16 protein-coding genes and 1 pseudogene are annotated in these 16,369 nt (G+C 67.8%); 13 read left to right on the top strand and 4 right to left on the bottom strand.

The window, feature by feature from the left end; genetic code table 11:
* Positions 1-70: 70 nt before the first annotated feature.
* Both ACN2C8_RS13810 and cydD read right to left on the bottom strand, forming a co-directional pair.
* Positions 71-1,669: an amino acid ABC transporter ATP-binding/permease protein gene (locus ACN2C8_RS13810; RefSeq protein ID WP_419252418.1), complete on the bottom strand. Its 1,599-nt coding sequence runs from the start codon at positions 1,667-1,669 to the stop codon at positions 71-73.
* Positions 1,666-3,318: a thiol reductant ABC exporter subunit CydD gene (gene cydD / locus ACN2C8_RS13805; RefSeq protein ID WP_419252416.1), complete on the bottom strand. Its 1,653-nt coding sequence runs from the start codon at positions 3,316-3,318 to the stop codon at positions 1,666-1,668. The genes ACN2C8_RS13810 and cydD overlap by 4 nt, the downstream gene beginning before the upstream one ends.
* Positions 3,319-3,441: 123 nt before the next feature.
* Between cydD and ACN2C8_RS13800 the strand changes: the two genes are divergently transcribed.
* The 4 genes from ACN2C8_RS13800 to ACN2C8_RS13785 all read left to right on the top strand — a co-directional run bounded on the left by ACN2C8_RS13800 (position 3,442) and on the right by ACN2C8_RS13785 (position 6,921).
* Positions 3,442-5,001 carry a cytochrome ubiquinol oxidase subunit I gene (locus ACN2C8_RS13800; RefSeq protein WP_419252415.1) on the top strand — a complete coding sequence of 520 codons (1,560 nt, stop codon included), beginning with the start codon at positions 3,442-3,444 and terminating at the stop codon, positions 4,999-5,001.
* A gap of 12 nt (positions 5,002-5,013) precedes the next feature.
* Positions 5,014-6,162, top strand: coding sequence for a cytochrome d ubiquinol oxidase subunit II (gene cydB / locus ACN2C8_RS13795; protein WP_419252413.1), 1,149 nt, complete (start codon positions 5,014-5,016; stop codon positions 6,160-6,162).
* A 12-nt stretch (positions 6,163-6,174) separates the two neighbouring features.
* Positions 6,175-6,294, top strand: a complete 120-nt coding sequence (gene cydX, locus ACN2C8_RS13790) for a cytochrome bd-I oxidase subunit CydX (RefSeq protein WP_419252411.1) — start codon at positions 6,175-6,177, stop codon at positions 6,292-6,294.
* Between the two features lie 171 nt (positions 6,295-6,465).
* Positions 6,466-6,921 carry a chemotaxis protein CheW gene (locus ACN2C8_RS13785; protein ID WP_419252409.1) on the top strand — a complete coding sequence of 152 codons (456 nt, stop codon included), beginning with the start codon at positions 6,466-6,468 and terminating at the stop codon, positions 6,919-6,921.
* A gap of 67 nt (positions 6,922-6,988) precedes the next feature.
* On the opposite strand, the gene ACN2C8_RS13780 is transcribed toward ACN2C8_RS13785, so the two are convergent.
* Positions 6,989-7,486, bottom strand: coding sequence for an ASCH/PUA domain-containing protein (locus ACN2C8_RS13780; protein ID WP_419252408.1), 498 nt, complete (start codon positions 7,484-7,486; stop codon positions 6,989-6,991).
* A 187-nt stretch (positions 7,487-7,673) separates the two neighbouring features.
* Between ACN2C8_RS13780 and ACN2C8_RS13775 the strand changes: the two genes are divergently transcribed.
* From ACN2C8_RS13775 to yihA, 9 genes and pseudogenes are all read left to right on the top strand, one after another.
* Positions 7,674-9,053, top strand: a complete 1,380-nt coding sequence (locus ACN2C8_RS13775) for a flavin-containing monooxygenase (protein WP_419255884.1) — start codon at positions 7,674-7,676, stop codon at positions 9,051-9,053.
* A 144-nt stretch (positions 9,054-9,197) separates the two neighbouring features.
* A complete protein-coding gene (locus ACN2C8_RS13770) occupies positions 9,198-9,449 on the top strand; it encodes a DUF2164 domain-containing protein (protein WP_419252406.1) in 252 nt (83 codons plus the stop codon).
* Positions 9,450-9,664: 215 nt separating this feature from the next.
* A complete protein-coding gene (locus tag ACN2C8_RS13765) occupies positions 9,665-10,303 on the top strand; it encodes a TetR/AcrR family transcriptional regulator (RefSeq protein WP_419252404.1) in 639 nt (212 codons plus the stop codon).
* Positions 10,304-10,313: 10 nt separating this feature from the next.
* Positions 10,314-11,372 (top strand): annotated as a pseudogene (locus tag ACN2C8_RS13760) (alpha/beta hydrolase); the annotation flags it as partial.
* Positions 11,373-11,584: 212 nt separating this feature from the next.
* On the top strand, positions 11,585-12,562 hold the full coding sequence (locus ACN2C8_RS13755) for an NADPH:quinone oxidoreductase family protein (protein ID WP_419255883.1): 978 nt from the start codon (positions 11,585-11,587) through the stop codon (positions 12,560-12,562).
* 210 nt (positions 12,563-12,772) lie between these two features.
* Positions 12,773-12,907: a 50S ribosomal protein L34 gene (gene rpmH, locus ACN2C8_RS13750; RefSeq protein WP_012284717.1), complete on the top strand. Its 135-nt coding sequence runs from the start codon at positions 12,773-12,775 to the stop codon at positions 12,905-12,907.
* A gap of 113 nt (positions 12,908-13,020) precedes the next feature.
* Entirely contained in the window at positions 13,021-13,497 is a 477-nt protein-coding gene (rnpA, locus tag ACN2C8_RS13745) for a ribonuclease P protein component (protein ID WP_419252401.1), read from the top strand.
* 7 nt (positions 13,498-13,504) lie between these two features.
* On the top strand, positions 13,505-15,358 hold the full coding sequence (gene yidC, locus ACN2C8_RS13740; protein ID WP_419252399.1) for a membrane protein insertase YidC: 1,854 nt from the start codon (positions 13,505-13,507) through the stop codon (positions 15,356-15,358).
* The gene (gene yihA / locus ACN2C8_RS13735; RefSeq protein WP_419252397.1) at positions 15,358-16,044 is read left to right on the top strand and encodes a ribosome biogenesis GTP-binding protein YihA/YsxC; all 687 of its coding nucleotides are present in this window, start codon (positions 15,358-15,360) and stop codon (positions 16,042-16,044) included. Before yidC ends, yihA begins: the two co-directional genes overlap by 1 nt.
* Before the next feature lie 8 nt (positions 16,045-16,052).
* Here yihA and ACN2C8_RS13730 read toward each other — a convergent pair whose 3' ends face one another.
* The gene (locus ACN2C8_RS13730) at positions 16,053-16,352 is read right to left on the bottom strand and encodes a hypothetical protein (RefSeq protein WP_419252395.1); all 300 of its coding nucleotides are present in this window, start codon (positions 16,350-16,352) and stop codon (positions 16,053-16,055) included.
* Between the last annotated feature and the right edge of the window lie 17 nt (positions 16,353-16,369).

Here is a 16,369-nt window from a genome sequence, read left to right as displayed (position 1 = left end):
ACGCGGGTTGCGCCGTTGGGGTCTTATAGCTGAGGGCCGGCCCTTCGCGAGGCGTCATCGCCATCCGCGATCAGCGTGGCGGGGCGGACAGGTCAAGCGTCCGCCTGCAGATCGCCAGCGGCGCGGGCCGGTGGCTGACTAGCACCACCCCCTGGCCCGTGCGGTCCAGCCGCGCCGCCAGCCGGTCCAGCACCACGGCCTCGGTGGCGGCGTCCAGGCCCTCGGTCGGCTCGTCCAGCAACAGCCACGGCGCTGGACGAAGGAAGGCTCGGGCCAGGGACAGTCGTCGCCGCTCCCCGCCGGAAAGGCGCTCGCCATTGTCGCCGAGCCAGGCGTTCAGGCCGGCGGGCGCCGAGCGGATGCGCTCGTCCAGGGCGGCGTCACGCAGGGCCGCCCACATGTCGTCTTCAGAGGCGTCTGGTGCGGCGAGGCGCAGGTTGTCGGCCACGGTGCCGGCGATCAGGGCGGCGTCCTGGGGCGCCAGGGCGAAGGCCGCGCGGACGGCCGAAGGGGCGAGACCGGCCAGATCCGCGCCGCCCAGCCTGATGGTTCCGGGCGCGCTGGGGCGCAGGGCCACCAGGCGTTCCAGCAGGGTCGTCTTGCCGGCGCCCGACGGCCCGGTGATCGCGATGCGGTCTCCCGGTGCAAAGTCCTGGTCCAGCAGTCGCAGGTTGGGCGCCGACAGGCTGGGCGCGGCCGCCGCCATCGGCGCGTATTGTAGTACGGCGTCCAGCCGTTCGGCCGCTTGATCGGCGGCGCCATCCTGGTCGAAGGCAGCGGCCAGGCCGGCGACGCCCTCTATCGCCATGGCGGCGGCCAGGCCCGCCAGCGCCGCCAGCGCCGCACCGGCCGGGACGGCCAGGGCCACGGCGATGACGACCGCCAGACCCAGGATTGCCGCTTGCGAGACGGCGATCCACCCTTTGGCGCGGGCGGCGTCCAGCCGGGCCTGGTCGACGGCCTGGCCGTAAGTCTCCAGCGTCTGGCCGGCCCAGGCTTCCAGGCCATGGGCGCGCAGTTCGGGCGCGGCGGCGGACAGACTGGCGGCGACATCCTTCAGCGCGCCCATGCGGGTCTGGATTTGGCGGCCGGCGGGGGCGGAGACGCGGCGGGCCAGGGCGCGGGCCACCAGGATCGCGGCGGCGGCTGACAGCAGGATCGCAAGGGCCGTCGTCCAGCCCGACAGCGCGCCCAGCGCAACCCCCGCAGCGACGGCGGCGCCTGCGCCCCAAGGGGCCGACAGCCGCACGAACCTTGTCTCGACCGCGTCGACATCCTGCACCAGCCGGGCGGAAGCCTCGCCGCCGGAAAGGGCCAGGGCCTGGGCGGGCGGGGCGGCGGCGAGCGCGGAAAACAGCACCGGCCGGATCGCGGCGAGTGATCGCAGGGCGGCGGCGTGGGCGCTGAGGCGTTCGCCATAGCGCGCGCCGGTCCGCAGGATGGCCAGCAGACGGATGGCGGCGCTGGGCAGCAGCACATTGAAGGCCTGGGCGCTGGCCAGCCCCGCCAGTCCCGCCAGGGCCGAGGCGGTGATGAACCAGCCCGACAGTCCCAGCAGCAGGGTGGAGGAACCCCCAACCACGGCGGCGCAGGCGGCCGCCAGCAGCAGGCCCTCGGCATGGCGGCGACGCTGGGCGCGGATCAGGGCCTGAAGCGGCGAGGCGCTCATGTCAGTCTCACCACATGGTCGGCCAGGTCGGCGACGGCCTGCGAGTGCGTGGCGATCAGGGTGGTGCGACCCACGGCGGCCTCGCGGAGGGCGGCCAGCAGGTCGGCCTCGGCGGCGGCGTCGAGATTGGCGGTGGGCTCGTCCATCAGCAGGATCGGCGCGGGTTTCAGGATGGCGCGGGCCAGAGACAGTCGCCGGCGCTCGCCGCCCGACAGTCCGCTGCCGCGTTCATCCAGCCAGGCGTCCAGACCGCCCGGTCGCATGGCCAGGGCGCCGGCCAGGCCGACGCGCTCGGCGGCGGCTTCAACCTGTTCGCGGGTCGCATCGCGGTGGGCCAGGGCGATGTTGTCAGCGATGGAGCCCGGCGTGATCAACGGGTGCTGACCGGCCCAGGCGATCTGGCCCGACAGCGCGCCAAGCTCCGCCAGGGGGCGGCCGTCGATCAGCACCGCGCCGGCGCTGAGCGGCGCCAGGTCGAGCAGCAGGTTCAGCAGCGAGGTCTTGCCCGAGCCGCTGGGGCCCAGCAGGGCGATGATCTTGCCTGCCGGAATCTCCAGATCGAACCCCTGCAGCGCGGGCGCGTCGGCGTCCGGATAGCGGATCGTGACACCCCTGAACAGGATCGTCGGCGGGGCGGCGAAGACCGGCGCGGCTAGGCGCGGTTGCGGGCAGGGTAGGGCGATCAGGCTGGCGGTCGCGGCCTCGGCGGCCTGACGGTCGTGATAGGCGGCGGCCAGGCGGCGCATCGGCAGATAGACCTCCGGCGCCAGGGCCAGCACGAAGAAGGCGCGCTTGAGGTCCAACTGTTCCGGAACCGGGAAGGGCAGGAGGCGCAGCAGGTTGAAGCCGCAATAGACCGCCACCAGGGCCACCGACAGGGCGGCGAAGAATTCCAGCGCGCCGGACGAGAAGAACGCCACCCGCAGGACGCGGATGGTGCGGGTCGCCAGCTCGTCGGCGGAGCGGGCCAGGTCGCGGGTGATCCGGCTCTCGGCCTGGAAGGTCAGCACCACAGGCAGGGCGCGCACCCGATCCAGGAACAGGCCCGACAGACGCTCCAGCGCCACGAACTGGGCGCGGGATTCGGCGGCGGCCGCCGTGCCCGCCAGGGCCATGGCGATGATGAACGGGATCATGGCCCCCAGCAGAATGCCGGCGGCAATCGGACTGGCGACAGCGGCGACGGCGATCAGGGCCAACGGCGTGGCGGTGGCCGCGAACCGCGCCGGCAGGAAGCGTGAGACATGGCCGTCCAGCGCCTCGACCCCTTCGACCAGGGCGGTGGTAGCCTCCCCGCTCGACATCGCGCCACCGGGCTTGCGGGCCATCAGGGCGGCGGTGGCGTCGCTGCGGGCGGCGGTCTTGACCAGGGCCGCAGCCCTGGCGCCGGCTTCACCGGCCAGCTTGGCCATAATGCCGCGTGCGATCATGGCAACGGCCAGCAGGGACAGCCATCCCTGAAAGTCTCGGCCGGTGGCCAGGGCGTCGACGGCGCAGGCCAGGGCCGCAGCGAAGGCGGTCGCCGCCGCCCCATCCAGCAAGATCCACGCGCGCGCGCGGCGCAGGGGGGCTGCGCCGGCCCTTGCGAGGTCCTTCAATCTTGTCGCGACCTGAGAGGGGCCAGCGATAAGCGCTGGACGAGCTTGCATGGGTTCAGTGTAGTTTGCCCCCGACCGCCGGCCTTGATCTGGATCAAGGTCTGCGCGGCCGGACCGGCCTAGGGCAGTGCTCTCGGTCGGCGCGATCATTCGCCGTCCGCTTCGGAGCTGTGCATGGACCCCGCCGTCGTCGATCTCTCGAGGCTGCAGTTCGCGCTGACCGCGCTGTACCACTTCTTGTTCGTGCCCCTGACCTTGGGGCTCTCGTTCATGCTCGTCATCATGGAGAGCATCTACGTGATGACCAAGCGTCCGATATGGCGGACGACCACGCGGTTTTGGGCCGGACTGTTTGGCATCAACTTCGCCCTCGGCGTGGCCACCGGCCTGACCATGGAATTCCAGTTCGGCATGAACTGGTCCTACTACTCACATTATGTCGGCGATATCTTTGGCGCGCCGCTGGCCATCGAGGGGCTGATGGCCTTTTTCCTCGAAGCCACCTTCGTCGGCCTGATGTTCTTCGGCTGGGACAAGCTCTCGCGGGTCGGCCACCTGGCCGTGACCTTCCTGGTCGCCATCGGCACCAACTTCTCGGCCCTCTGGATCCTGGTCGCCAACGGCTGGATGCAAAATCCCGTGGGGGCGGCGTTCAATTCCGACACCATGCGCATGGAGGTCACCGACTTCCGCGCGGTGCTGTTCAACCCTGTGGCCCAGGCGAAGTTCGTCCACACTGTCAGCGCGGGCTACACCATCGCCGCCGTCTTCGTGCTGGGTGTCTCGGCCTGGTACCTGCTGAAGGGCAAGCACATCGGCGTCGCCAAGCGCTCGATGACGGTCGCCGCCGCCTTTGGCCTAGCCTCGTCCCTGTCGGTCGTCGTGCTGGGCGACGAGAGCGGCTACGCCCTGACCGATAACCAGAAAATGAAACTGGCTGCGCTGGAGGCCATGTGGGAGACCGAACCCGCCCCGGCCGGCCTGACCGCCTTTGGCATTCCCAGTCTCAAGGACCGCCAGACCCACTACGAGGTCAAGATCCCCTATGTGCTGGGCCTGATCGCCACGCGCAGCATCGACACGCCTGTCGCCGGCATCTTCGAGCTGGTCGCCACCGCCGAGGACCGCATCGAGTCCGGCGTCGTCGCCTATGGCGCGGTCGAAGCGCTGAAGGTCAATCCCAAGGACATGGCCGCCCGCGCCACCTTTGAGCGGCATCGCCGCGACCTGGGCTATGGCCTGCTGCTCAAGCGCTATGTCTCGGATCCGCGCATGGCCGACGCCGCCACCATCAGGAAGGCCTCGTGGGACACCGTTCCCAATGTGCCGGTGATGTTCTGGGCGTTCCGGATCATGGCGGGCACGGGCCTGCTGATGATCGCCCTGTTCGCCACCGCCTTCGTGCTGGTCACCCTGCGCAAGCACCAGACCAAGTGGTTCCTGGTCCTGGCGGTCTGCGCCATCCCGCTGCCGTGGATCGCCACCGAGTTGGGTTGGATCCTGGCCGAGGTCGGGCGTCAGCCCTGGGCGGTGGAGGGCGTGTTGCCCACCTTCCTGGGTGCCTCCAGTCTGAGCGTCGCCCAGCTGTGGACCACCATCATCGCCTTCACCCTGCTGTACGGCGGGCTGGCGGTGGTCGAGGTCGGGCTGATCCTGCGTCACATCAAGAAGGGCCCCTTCGCCGAGCAGGAGGCGTTCCTCGCTTCCTCCGCCGGCGAACCGGCCGTCGCCTGAGGAATGACCGTCATGGAACTTCCAATCGACTACGCGACCCTGCGGGTCATCTGGTGGGCGCTGTTGGGCGTCCTGCTGATCGGCTTTGCCCTGACAGACGGCTTTGACATGGGGGTCGGCGCGCTATTGCCCTTCGTCGCGAAGACCGACGAGGAGCGCCGCATGGTGATCAACACCGTCGGCGCGACCTGGGAAGGCAACCAGGTGTGGTTCATCTTGGGCGGCGGCGCGATCTTTGCGGCCTGGCCGCTCGTCTATGCGGTCAGTTTCTCGGGCTTCTACCTGGCCATGTTCCTGGTGCTGGCGGCGATGATCCTGCGGCCGGTCGGCTTCAAGTATCGCTCCAAGCGGCCCGACCCGCGCTGGCGCTCGTTCTGGGACTGGGCGCTGTTCACCGGCGGTTTCGTGCCGGTGCTGGTGTTCGGCGTCGCGGTCGGTAACGTCCTGCAGGGCGCGCCCTTCCGCTTCGACAGCGATCTGCGGATCTCGTATCTGGGCTCGCTGCTGGGCCTGTTCTCGCCCTTTGCCCTGTTATGCGGCCTGCTGTCGGTCTCGATGCTGGTGCTGCACGGCGCGGCCTGGCTGACGGTCAAGGGTGAGCCGGGGCCCGTCACCGAACGCGCCCGCCGCTTTGGCGAGATCGCCGGCCTGACCAGCATCGTGCTGTTCGCCGCCGGCGGCTTCTTCGTCGCCTTCGGCGGCATGGGCTTCCGGCTGGAAGGTCTGACTGACGCCGCCGGACCGTCCAATCCGCTGCGCACCACGGTGGTGGCCGCGCCCGGCGCCTGGCTCGACAACTATGTGCGCAACGGCTGGATGATCCTGGCGCCGGTGCTGGGCTTCGTCGGCGCGGCGGCGGCCCTGGTGGGTCTCCGGTTCGACAAGGCGCCACTGTCGTTCGCCGGCTCTACAGCCTCGACCCTGGGCATCATCTCGACCGTCGGCCTGTCGATGTTCCCGTTCATCCTGCCCAGCGCCATCGATCCGCGCTCGAGCCTGACGGTGTGGAACGCTTCGTCCAGTCACCTGACGCTGTTCATCATGCTGATCTGCACGGTGATCTTCCTGCCGCTGGTGCTGCTCTACACCGCCTGGGTCTACAAGGTTCTGTGGGGACGCAGCACGACGGGCGCCCTGACCACCAACCCCGACCTGTATTAGGGAGACGAGACGATGTGGTATTTCGCGTGGATCCTGGGCCTGGGCCTGGCCGTCGCCTTCGGCGTGCTCAACGGCGTCTGGTACGAGTTCAACCTGTCGGACGACGGCGATGAGGGCCTGTCAGAGCCCTGATGCCAGGCGCGGCAGGCCGGATTGGGCGATTGCGACAATCCAGCGCGCTGGTTCGGCGTCACCGTTAACCGTTGTTAAAGGGCGGATCGGGTCTTGTAGCACCGTGGTCTGGAGCGCGCCGAATACGCGAACCGGAGGCACGCCTGATCTGACGATCCCGGGGAAATCGATATGACCGACCAAGCCGCCGAGCCGGCCCTGGAACTGATCTCCTTCTGCATCGGTGAGCAGGAGTTCTGCATCGACGTGAAGACCGTCCGCGAAATCCGCGGCTGGACTCCGGCGACGCCGATCCCGCACGCCCCGTCCTATCTACGCGGCGTCATCAACCTGCGCGGCGCGATCATGCCGGTCATCGACCTTCGCAACCGCCTGGGCCTGGGCTTCACCGTTCCCGAGACCCGCCACGTGATCGTGGTCGTCGAGTGCCAGGACCGCCTGGCCGGCATCTTGGTGGACGCCGTCAGCGAGACCTTCACGGTGTCGCGCGACCACCTGCAGCCGGCCCCGGACCTGGGCGTCGAGGAACTGCGCTTCATCCAGGCGATCATCTCGATGGAAAACCGCCTGATCACCTATCTGCGCATGAACGACGTGTTCCCGGCGGTCATCCGCGAAGCGGCCTAAGCGCTTCCAGCCTTAGCGGTAGAAAAAAGCCGCCGTCCGCTCAGCGGGCGGCGGCTTTTTCGTGGCCTTAGGCCTTGCGCACGATCAGGGCGGCGGCGGCGTGGAAGCCGGCCTCGGCCTCGGCGGCCGTAGCGACGCCCGCGTGACGGTCAGCCGCGACGCTCATGGCCGCCCGGCCGGTGGTGGGCGCGGCATAGCTGGCCGAGACCTTGCGAGCGTCCTGGGCGCGAAGCGTAGCGTTCGAGGCCTGGGTCTCGTGCCAGGTCGCCAGCTGGTCGGCGGTCAGTCGGCCCTCGGGCGAGGCGTCGGCATGGGGCATGACCTCGCCAAAGCCCAGGGCCACGAAGCCATGGATGACGCCGTAGTCCTCTTCTGAAAGTACAAATGTAATCTGGCGCTCTTCGGTCTGGCCTGTATAAACTTCACTTTCCGGATCGAATTCGCGCAGCACCAGGATGTCGCCGACCGTGAAATCGCGGTCATTGCGGCGGATCTCGAAGCGCTTCTTGCCCGAGCGGACGGCGGCGAAATACTGCGGCCAGGTCTTCAGTTCGTGGCGGTGCATGGTCTTGGCCTTCGTATGCGCATCGAGTCGGAAAAGATGGGATCGTGGGTGTTGAACGCCAGACCCTAGCGGAGGATTAATCCCGCCGCACGCGCCTGTGGAGCGTCCTTGACGCAGGGGAGCCGTTTGACGGCTGGAACAACGCTGATACGCTTTCATGAACAACGATAAGTCAGACGGGGCGGACATGGCGGGCAAGCTTCCCAAGGCGTGCATCATCGGCGCGGGCTGCAGCGGCTTCACCACGGCCAAGCGGCTCAAGGACGTGGGCGTCCCCTATGATTGCTTCGAGATGTCCGACGACATCGGCGGCAACTGGTACTTCAAGAACCCCAACGGACTGTCGGCCTGCTACGAGAGCCTGCATATCGACACCTCCAAGTGGCGTCTGGCCTTCGAGGATTTCCCGGTCCCGGCCGACTGGCCCGACTTTCCCCATCACGCCCAGCTGCTGCAGTACTTCAAGGACTATGTCGTCCATTTCGGCCTGCGCGAGACCATCAGCTTCAACACCAAGGTCGAGACCGCCCGCCGCACGCAGGACGGCCTGTGGGCGGTGACGCTGGCAAGCGGCGAGACGCGACTCTATGACGTGCTGTTCGTCTGCAACGGCCACCACTGGGACCCGCGCATCCCTGAATATCCAGGCGAGTTCGACGGCGTCGCCTTCCATGCCCACGCCTATAGCGACCCGTTCGATCCCGTCGACATGCGCGGCAAGAACGTCGTGGTGGTGGGCATGGGCAATTCGGCCATGGATATCGCCAGCGAGCTGTCGCAGCGGCCGATCGCCAAGAATCTGTGGGTCTCGGCCCGGCGCGGGGTCTGGGTGTTTCCGAAGTATCTGAACGGCAAGCCCTCGGACAAGTCGGCCCTGCCGGCCTGGATGCCGCGCAAGCTGGGCCTGGCCCTGACCCGCAAGGTGCTGAAGAAGAGCATCGGCCGGATGGAAGACTACGGCCTGCCCAAGCCCGATCACGAGCCGCTGGAGGCCCACCCGTCGGTCTCGGGCGAGTTCCTCACCCGGGCCGGCTGCGGCGACATCAAGTTCAAGCCGGCCATTGCGGCGCTGGAGGGGCCCAATGTGCGGTTCGCCGACGGCAGCGTGGAACAGGTCGACGCCATCGTCTTCGCCACCGGCTACAAGATCAGCTTCCCGTTCTTTGACGATCCAGACCTGGTCCCGGGCCCGGATCACCGCTTTCCGCTGTTCAAGCGGATGATGAAGCCGGACGCGCCCAACCTGTTCTTCATGGGCCTGGCCCAGCCCCTGCCCACCCTGGTCAACTTCGCCGAGCAGCAGGCCAAGCTGGCGGCGGGCTATCTGGCGGGGACCTATGCGCCGCCGTCGGCCGACGAGATGGTCAGGATCACCGCCAAGGACGAAGAGCGCCATCTGGGCCAGTTCTACGCCTCGGCGCGGCACACGATTCAGGTCGATTTCAACGTCTATTGCGCTGACCTGAAAAAGGAGATCGCAAAGGGCGAGAAGCGGGCGAAGGCGGCGGGGAACCGGCTGCCGGTGGCGGCGCGGGCGGAGGGTTTGAAGGCGCCTGTCGCGGCCTGACCCCCTTCCCCCTTTGATGGGGGAAGGGTTGGGGATGGGGGTGACACCGCTTCCGAAAAGAGCGAGGCCTTGCCACTATCCGCCGCCGCATCACCCCCGACCCCGCCCTTCCCCCATCAAGGGGGAAGGGAGAATTAGAGAGCCATGCCCAAGATCGACCTCGACAAGGACACCCGCGCCAAGCTGACCGACGGCCTGTCGCGCTATCTGAGGGACGAGCTGGATCTGGAGGTCAAAGGTTTCGACGCTCAGTTCCTGCTCGACTTCATCACCGAGCGGCTGGGACCGTACTATTACAACCAGGGTCTCCACGACGCCCAGGCGCTGTTCGCCAAGAAGATCGAGAGCGTTACCGACGCGGTCTATGAGCTGGAGCAGCCGACCAAGGGGTTCTGAGTCGGGCGGCTTGCCTCCCCCAGCGTCAGCATTGACCTCCGGCCCGCCAGGCGCATCATACCTGAACGGCGATCAGTCTGCGCACGGCGTGACGACGCCAGGGAAGGAACAGCATGCCGATCGTCCGCGCGCGGCGAAAGTCTTGCCCCATGCGGCGGAATGAGGCTCAAATCATGACGGGGCGTCACGATCGCCTCGTTCCTGAGTCGCGTTTGATGTCGAATATCGCCTATTTCCCAGCGGCTCCGGTCGTCGACGACCGGCCCGGCAAGCGCGAGCGGACCAAGGTCGCCAATCGCCAGGCCATTCTCGACGCGGCGCGGGAAGTGTTCGGCGAGCTGGGCTATGACGGCGCCACGGTGCGCGACATCATCCGCCGCACCGGCCTCGCCTCGGGCACTTTCTACAACTATTACAAGTCCAAAGAGGAAGTGTTCGACGCCCTGGCCGATGATGGCGCGCGTCGCTTCCGGCCCCTGCTGCGGGTGGAGGTCGACAAGGCGGTCGATTTCCAGTCGTTCCTCAGCGGCGCCATCCTGGCCTATTTCCAGTTCGTGGCCACCGAGCAGGAAAACTGGCGCCTGAACCGGCCCGCGGGCGAACCGATCCCCCAAGCTCGGGCCACGCCCGAGATCGTGGCCGTGTTCGACCAGGTGCGCGAAGGCTTTGCCAAGGTGCTGGAGCTTGAGCACGCTCCCGCCGTCGACCTGGACTACCTGACCGCCGCCTGCATCGCCGTGGCCCGCGAGGTCAGCGACAAGATGCTGGAGCGCCGCCCGGTCGACACGGTCGGCGCGGCTGACTTCGCCGTCAAACTGATCCTCGGCGGCTTGCCCGCCCTTCCCAAACTCTAGTCCCTTACCCGGAGCTCGCATGGCTGACGCCGCCGTCCAGAAATTCGTTCTGAAGACCATACTGTCCCTGCCCAGCCCGATCCTGCGGGCCATGTCCGGGGGTGGGGTGGTCTATCGCGGCGGCCGCACCCTGGACCCGCGCTTCCAGTTCTTTGCCCACGCGGCCCAGAAGATGCCGTCGATGACGACCCTGCCGCCCGACGTGGCGCGCGAGGCCAGCGCCAAGGGCCTGGGCGCGGTGTCGGGCCCGCCGGAGCCCGGTGTGCGTACCGAGAACCTGTCGATAGAAGGGCCGGGCGGGCCCTTGCCGCTGCGCGCCTATCGCCCGGCCGAGCAGGACGCCAACGCCCCGCTGATCGTCTTCGCCCACTTCGGCGGCGGGGTGATCGGGGACCTGGAGACCTGCCACGCCTTCTGCGGCATCCTGGCCAAGTTCGCCCGGACGGCGGTGCTGTCGGTCGACTATCGCCTGGCGCCGGACCACCGCTTCCCGGCCGGGCTGGACGACGTGCTGGCCGCTTATCGCTGGGCCCGCGACAACGCCGCCCGCTTCGGCGCGGCCGAGGTTTCGCCGGCGATCGGCGGCGACTCGATGGGCGGCAACTTCGCCGCCATCGTCGCCCAGGAGATGCAGCGCACGGGCGAAGCCCAGCCGGCCCTGCAACTGCTCATCTATCCCGCCGTCGATGTGGCCAGCGAGACGGCCTCGATGAGCACCTATGCCGACGCCTATCCGCTGAGCCGGCCGATCATGGACTGGTTCATGGGCCACTATATGGGCCCCGACGCCGATCCGGCCGACCCGCGCCTGTCGCCCAACAAGACCGCTGACCTGTCGGGCCTGGCCCCGGCCGTGGTGATCACCGCCGGCTTCGACCCGCTGGTCGACCAGGGCGAGGCCTATGCCAAGCGCCTGCAGGCCGCCGGGGTGCCGGTGACCTATCGTTGCTATGACAGCCTGGCCCATGGCTTCACGGCCTTTACCGGAGCGGTGCCGGCGGCCGACGCCGCCTGCCGCGAGGTGGCGCGGCTGGTGCGCGAGGCGCTCGTGGCGGGATCCGATAAGTAGGACGGGCGGAGACCGGATAGTCCGGACTTTTTCTGGATAAACCCCACAAAACATCCGCTCTCCCCGGCGAAGGCCGGGGCCCAGATTCATCCAGAGAGGCTGGGGATGACGCGCCTTCGGAGTGTATCAGGCGCGCCGACCGCTCTGGGCTCGATCTGGATCCCGGCTTTCGCCGGGAAGAGCGGAAGAAGGAAGACCCCGTGAGCCCCACCATGCGCGCCCTGGTCGTCGAGAGCCTGGCCCCCGACTACGCCGGCTGCGCGGTCCGCGAGGTCGCCACGCCGACGCCCGGCCCGGGCGAGGTGCTGGTCTACGTCATGGCCGCCAGCATCAACTTCCCCGACCTGCTGATGACCCGCGGTGAATACCAGTTCAAGCCGCCCACGCCCTTTACTCCGGGCCTGGACCTGGCCGGCGAGGTCGCGGCGCTGGGGCAGGGGGTCTCGGGCTTTTCGGTAGGCGACGCGGTGGTCGGCGGCGCGCGGCTGGGGGCCTTCGCGCAATATGCCGTGGTCTCGGCGCAGGCGCTGAAGCCCAAGCCCGAGCGGTTGTCGTTCGCCCAGGCCGCCGCCTATGGCGCGGCCTATCTGACCGCCTATGTCGCCCTGGTGCGCCGGGCGCGGATCGAGCCGGGCGACTGGGTGCTGGTCCACGGCGCGGCCGGCGGGGTGGGGCTGGCGGCAGTGGACCTGGCCAAGGCCCTGGGCGCGCGGGTGATCGCGGCCTCGGCCTCCGACGACAAGCTGGCAGCCATCCAGGCGCTGTATGCGCCTGACGCTGTCGTCAACGTCACCGGCGGCTTTCGCGATCAGGTGAAAGCCATCACCGGCGGGCGCGGGGCCGACATCATCTATGACCCGGTGGGCGGCGACGTGTTCGACGAGAGCGTGCGCTGCATCGCCTTTGACGGCCGGCTGCTGGTGATCGGCTTCACCTCGGGACGGATTCCGACGGTCTCGGTCAATATGCCGCTGATCAAGGGCTTCTCGGTGATGGGCGTGCGGGCCGGCGAATATGGCCGGCAGTTCCCGGACAGGGGCCGCGAGAACAGCGAGGCGGTGTGGCGCATGGCGAGCGAGGGCGTGATCGCGCCGCATGTGCATGCACAGCTGCCGCTGGAGCACTGGCGCGAGGCGTTTGATCTGCTGGCTGAGCGCAAGGTGGTGGGCAAGGCGGTGATTGTTCCTTGAAAGCTGTCATCCCGGCCGTAGCGTCGCGAAGAGCCGGGACCGCCGGAAACGCTGGCGCTCGCCGCGGTCCCGGCTCGGCGCTTCGCTTGGCCGGGATGACAGTTTCAGCGGCCGACTCAGGTTGACAGCCGTCGCCCCTTCCCTTATCCACCGCCCCTCACTCGCGGAGGCCTTGCGGCCCTTGCGTCCCATTATTATCGGAGCCACCTCGTGAAGCGGACATTCCAGCCGTCGAAGCTCGTGCGAGCCCGCCGTCACGGCTACCGCGCACGTATGGCCACCAAGAACGGCCAAAAAATCGTTGCGCGTCGCCGCGCCAAGGGCCGTAAGCGCCTGACGGCCTAAGAACGGCTCACCCCGTTCTTTCTCCCGCTTCGGCGGGAGGCACAGACCATGATAAAAGCCGCCTTTTCCCAGAGCCTGACCTCAGGTTTTCGCCGGAAAGGGCGGCTTTTTTCATGACCGCGATCCAGCCCGCAGATGCGGTGAAGATCGAGCGCCTGAAAAAGCGCCCCGATTTCCTCAGGGCCGCCAAGGCGCCCGCCCTGTCGCGCGGCGCGGTGTTCATGCAGATGCGGGCCCGACTCGACGATGATCCCCTGATCCGCGTGGGATTTACCGCCACCAAGAAGGTCGGCGGCTCGGTCGAGCGCAATCGCGCCAAGCGCCGCCTGCGCGAGGCCGCAAGGCTGTTGTTACCCCTTCATGGCCGGCCCATGTACGACTATGTATTCATCGCGCGCGGCGGCACTCGCACCCGCGAATGGGGGCGTTTGCTTGACGATGTGAAAACCGCGCTGATAAGCCTCGCGGCCGAACATGATCGCGCGGAGGCTCGGGCCAGGCTGGCTCAATCCGCTGATCTTCCCAAAGACCCATCTTCAGACGCTCCACCTGCCAACCCAGGCGCGCCCGATCCCTCTGTTTCCGGTTAAGTCATCCATGCAGAACGACAACAAAAACACGTTGATGTTCATCGTCAGCGCGTTCGCGATCCTGATCGGGTACCAGTTCTTCATCCTGGGTCCGCAGCAGAAGAAGGCCGACGCCGAGTTGCAGGCCAAAAAGGCCGCCGAGGCCCGGATGGTCGCGACCCAGCCTGGCGTGGTGCTCGGCCCCGATGGTCGTCCTGCGCCGCTGAAGCTGTCGCGCGACGCCGCCAAGGCCCAGAGCCCGCGCGTCGCCGTCGATACGCCGGCCCTGTCGGGTTCGATCGCGCTGAAGGGCGGCCGCATCGATGACCTGTGGCTGAAGACGTATGCCCAGACCACCAAGAAGAATTCGCCGCCGGTCGAGCTGTTCCGCCCCGAGGGCGCCGAGCACGCCTGGTTCGCTGATTTCGGCTGGGCCGGCGCCAACCTGCCGGGCCTGCCCGACAGCCGCACCCTGTGGACCACCGCGCCGGGCCAGACCCTGACCCCGACCTCGCCGGTCGTCATGACCTATGACAACGGTCAGGGCCTGATCTTCACCCGTACTCTCTCGGTCGACGCCGACGCCATGTTCACCGTCGCCGACACCGTCCGCAATCAGGGCGCCCAGACCCTGTCCCTGGCCGCCTACGCCACGGTCCAGCGCCAGGGCATCCCGGACGACCTGGGCAAGAACCAGATCGTCCACGAAGGCGCCATCGGCGTGTTCGGCGTCGAGGGCGGCAAGAACCACGAGCTGAAGCAGTCCAAGTACGGCAAGTGGAAGAAGGACAAGCCGCTCGAAGCCTTCCCGTCCAAGGGCGGCTGGGCCGGCATCACCGACAAGTACTGGCTGACCGCCCTGATCCCGGATCAGTCGCAGGATGTCACTGCCCAGTACCGCGTCACCCAGGCCGGCGCCGTCGACATCTATGACGTCAATTTCGTGGGCCCCGCCAAGACCCTGGCCCCTGGCCAGACCCTGGTCCAGAACACCCGCCTGTTCGCCGGCGCCAAGACCGTGCCGCTGCTGCGCCAGTACGAGTTCGGCGGCCAGCCCCCGGCCTGGTGGAAGTTCTGGGACGGCAAGAAGGCTGAAGTGCCGCGCTTCGACGACGCCGTCGACTGGGGAATGTTCAGCTTCTTCACCCGCCCGATCTTCAACATCATGGAGATGTTCTACAAGTGGGTCGGCAACTTCGGCGGCGCCATCCTGCTGCTGACCGTGGCCCTCAAGCTCGTGCTCTATCCGCTGGCGGACAAGAGCTACGAGTCGATGGCCAAGATGAAGAAGATCGCCCCCGAGGTCGAAAAGCTGAAGGCCAAGTTCAAGGACGATCCGACCAAGCAGCAGCAGGAAATGATGGCGCTGTATGGCAAGGAGAAGATCAATCCGATGATGGGCTGCCTGCCCATGCTGATCCAGATCCCGGTGTTCTACTCGCTGTACAAGGTGCTGACGGTGACCATCGAAATGCGGCACGCGCCGTTCTTCGGTTGGATCCAGGATCTGTCGGCGCCCGAGCCCACCAGCCTGTTCAACCTGTTTGGCCTGATCCCCTATGATCCGGGCGCCCTGCCGCTGGTGGGCGCCATGATCGCTCACCTGGGCATCTGGCCGCTGCTGTATGGCGTGACCATGTGGCTGACCACGGCCATGAACCCGCCGGCCGCCGACCCGATCCAGCAGAAGATCTTCCAGTGGTTCCCGGTGATCTTCACCTTCACGCTGTCGGGCTTCGCCGTGGGTCTGGTGATCTACTGGTGCTGGTCCAACGTCCTGACCATCTTCCAGCAGTACATCATCATGCGCCGCTATCAGGTCGAGAACCCGATCGACCAGATCATCGCCCGCTTCCAGCGCAAACCCACCGTGGCGACCTGATGACCGAACCCAACTTCGCGCCCGCGCCCAATTTTTCACCTCCTCAGGGTCCCGTCTTCACCGAGGAAGAGATCGAGGCGGCGCGCGTGCTGTTCGCCCAGCCGGTGGCCTTCATGATGGGGGCGGTCAACATGGACGGCCTGCCCCATCCGATCGCGCCGGAAGTCTGTTTCGCCGGCCGCTCCAATGTCGGCAAGTCCAGCCTGATCAACGGGCTGGTGGGGCAGAAGTACCTGGCCCGCGCCTCCAACGAGCCGGGCCGGACGCGGGAGATCAACTTCTTCCTGCTGGCCGAGAAGCTGCGCCTGGTCGACCTGCCGGGCTATGGCTTCGCCCGCGCCTCGAAGACCACGGTCAGCAAGTTCCAGGACCTGGGCCGGGCCTATCTGCGCGGCCGGGCCACCCTGCGCCGCGTCTATCTGCTGATCGACGCCCGCCACGGCCTCAAGAAGGTCGACCAGGAAGCCCTGGACGCCCTGGATACGGCGGCGGTCTCCTACCAGATCATCCTGACCAAGTCCGACAAGATCAAGCCGCACGAGGTCGAGAAGGTCACCGCCGAGACCGTCAAGGCGATCGCCAAGCGCCCAGCGGCCTTCCCGCGCGTTCTGGCCACCTCGTCGGAAAAGGGCCTGGGCATGCCGGAACTGCGCGCCGAGATCGCCCGGGTCTGCCTGGACGAATAGGGGCGACCTTAAGACCCCGACCGCCTGTACGTCGCGCTGCAGCGCGCGTTGCACTGCGCCCACTGGCTGGGACAGATGTCGTCGTCGCCGGCCTTGCAGAAATAGTAGCTCCGCGCGCAGGCGGCCCGGCACTGGCCGGCGTCGCCGCCCGGCCGGCTGGAGGCCAGCGGGATCAGCGGCTGCAGGGCGGTCTGCGGGACGGCGACCACGGCGGGCGGCGGGGCCTTTTTCGACGCCGGCTTCTGGTCGGCGCCGGCCGGCGAGGCCAGGGCGAGAGACACAAGCAACAGGGCGAGCAGGCGGCGCATGGCCAGAGCCTAGGGCC

Source organism: Caulobacter sp. ErkDOM-C (assembly GCF_048541825.1).
Lineage (GTDB): Bacteria > Pseudomonadota > Alphaproteobacteria > Caulobacterales > Caulobacteraceae > Caulobacter.
This window is presented reverse-complemented; position numbering and strand designations above follow the sequence as displayed.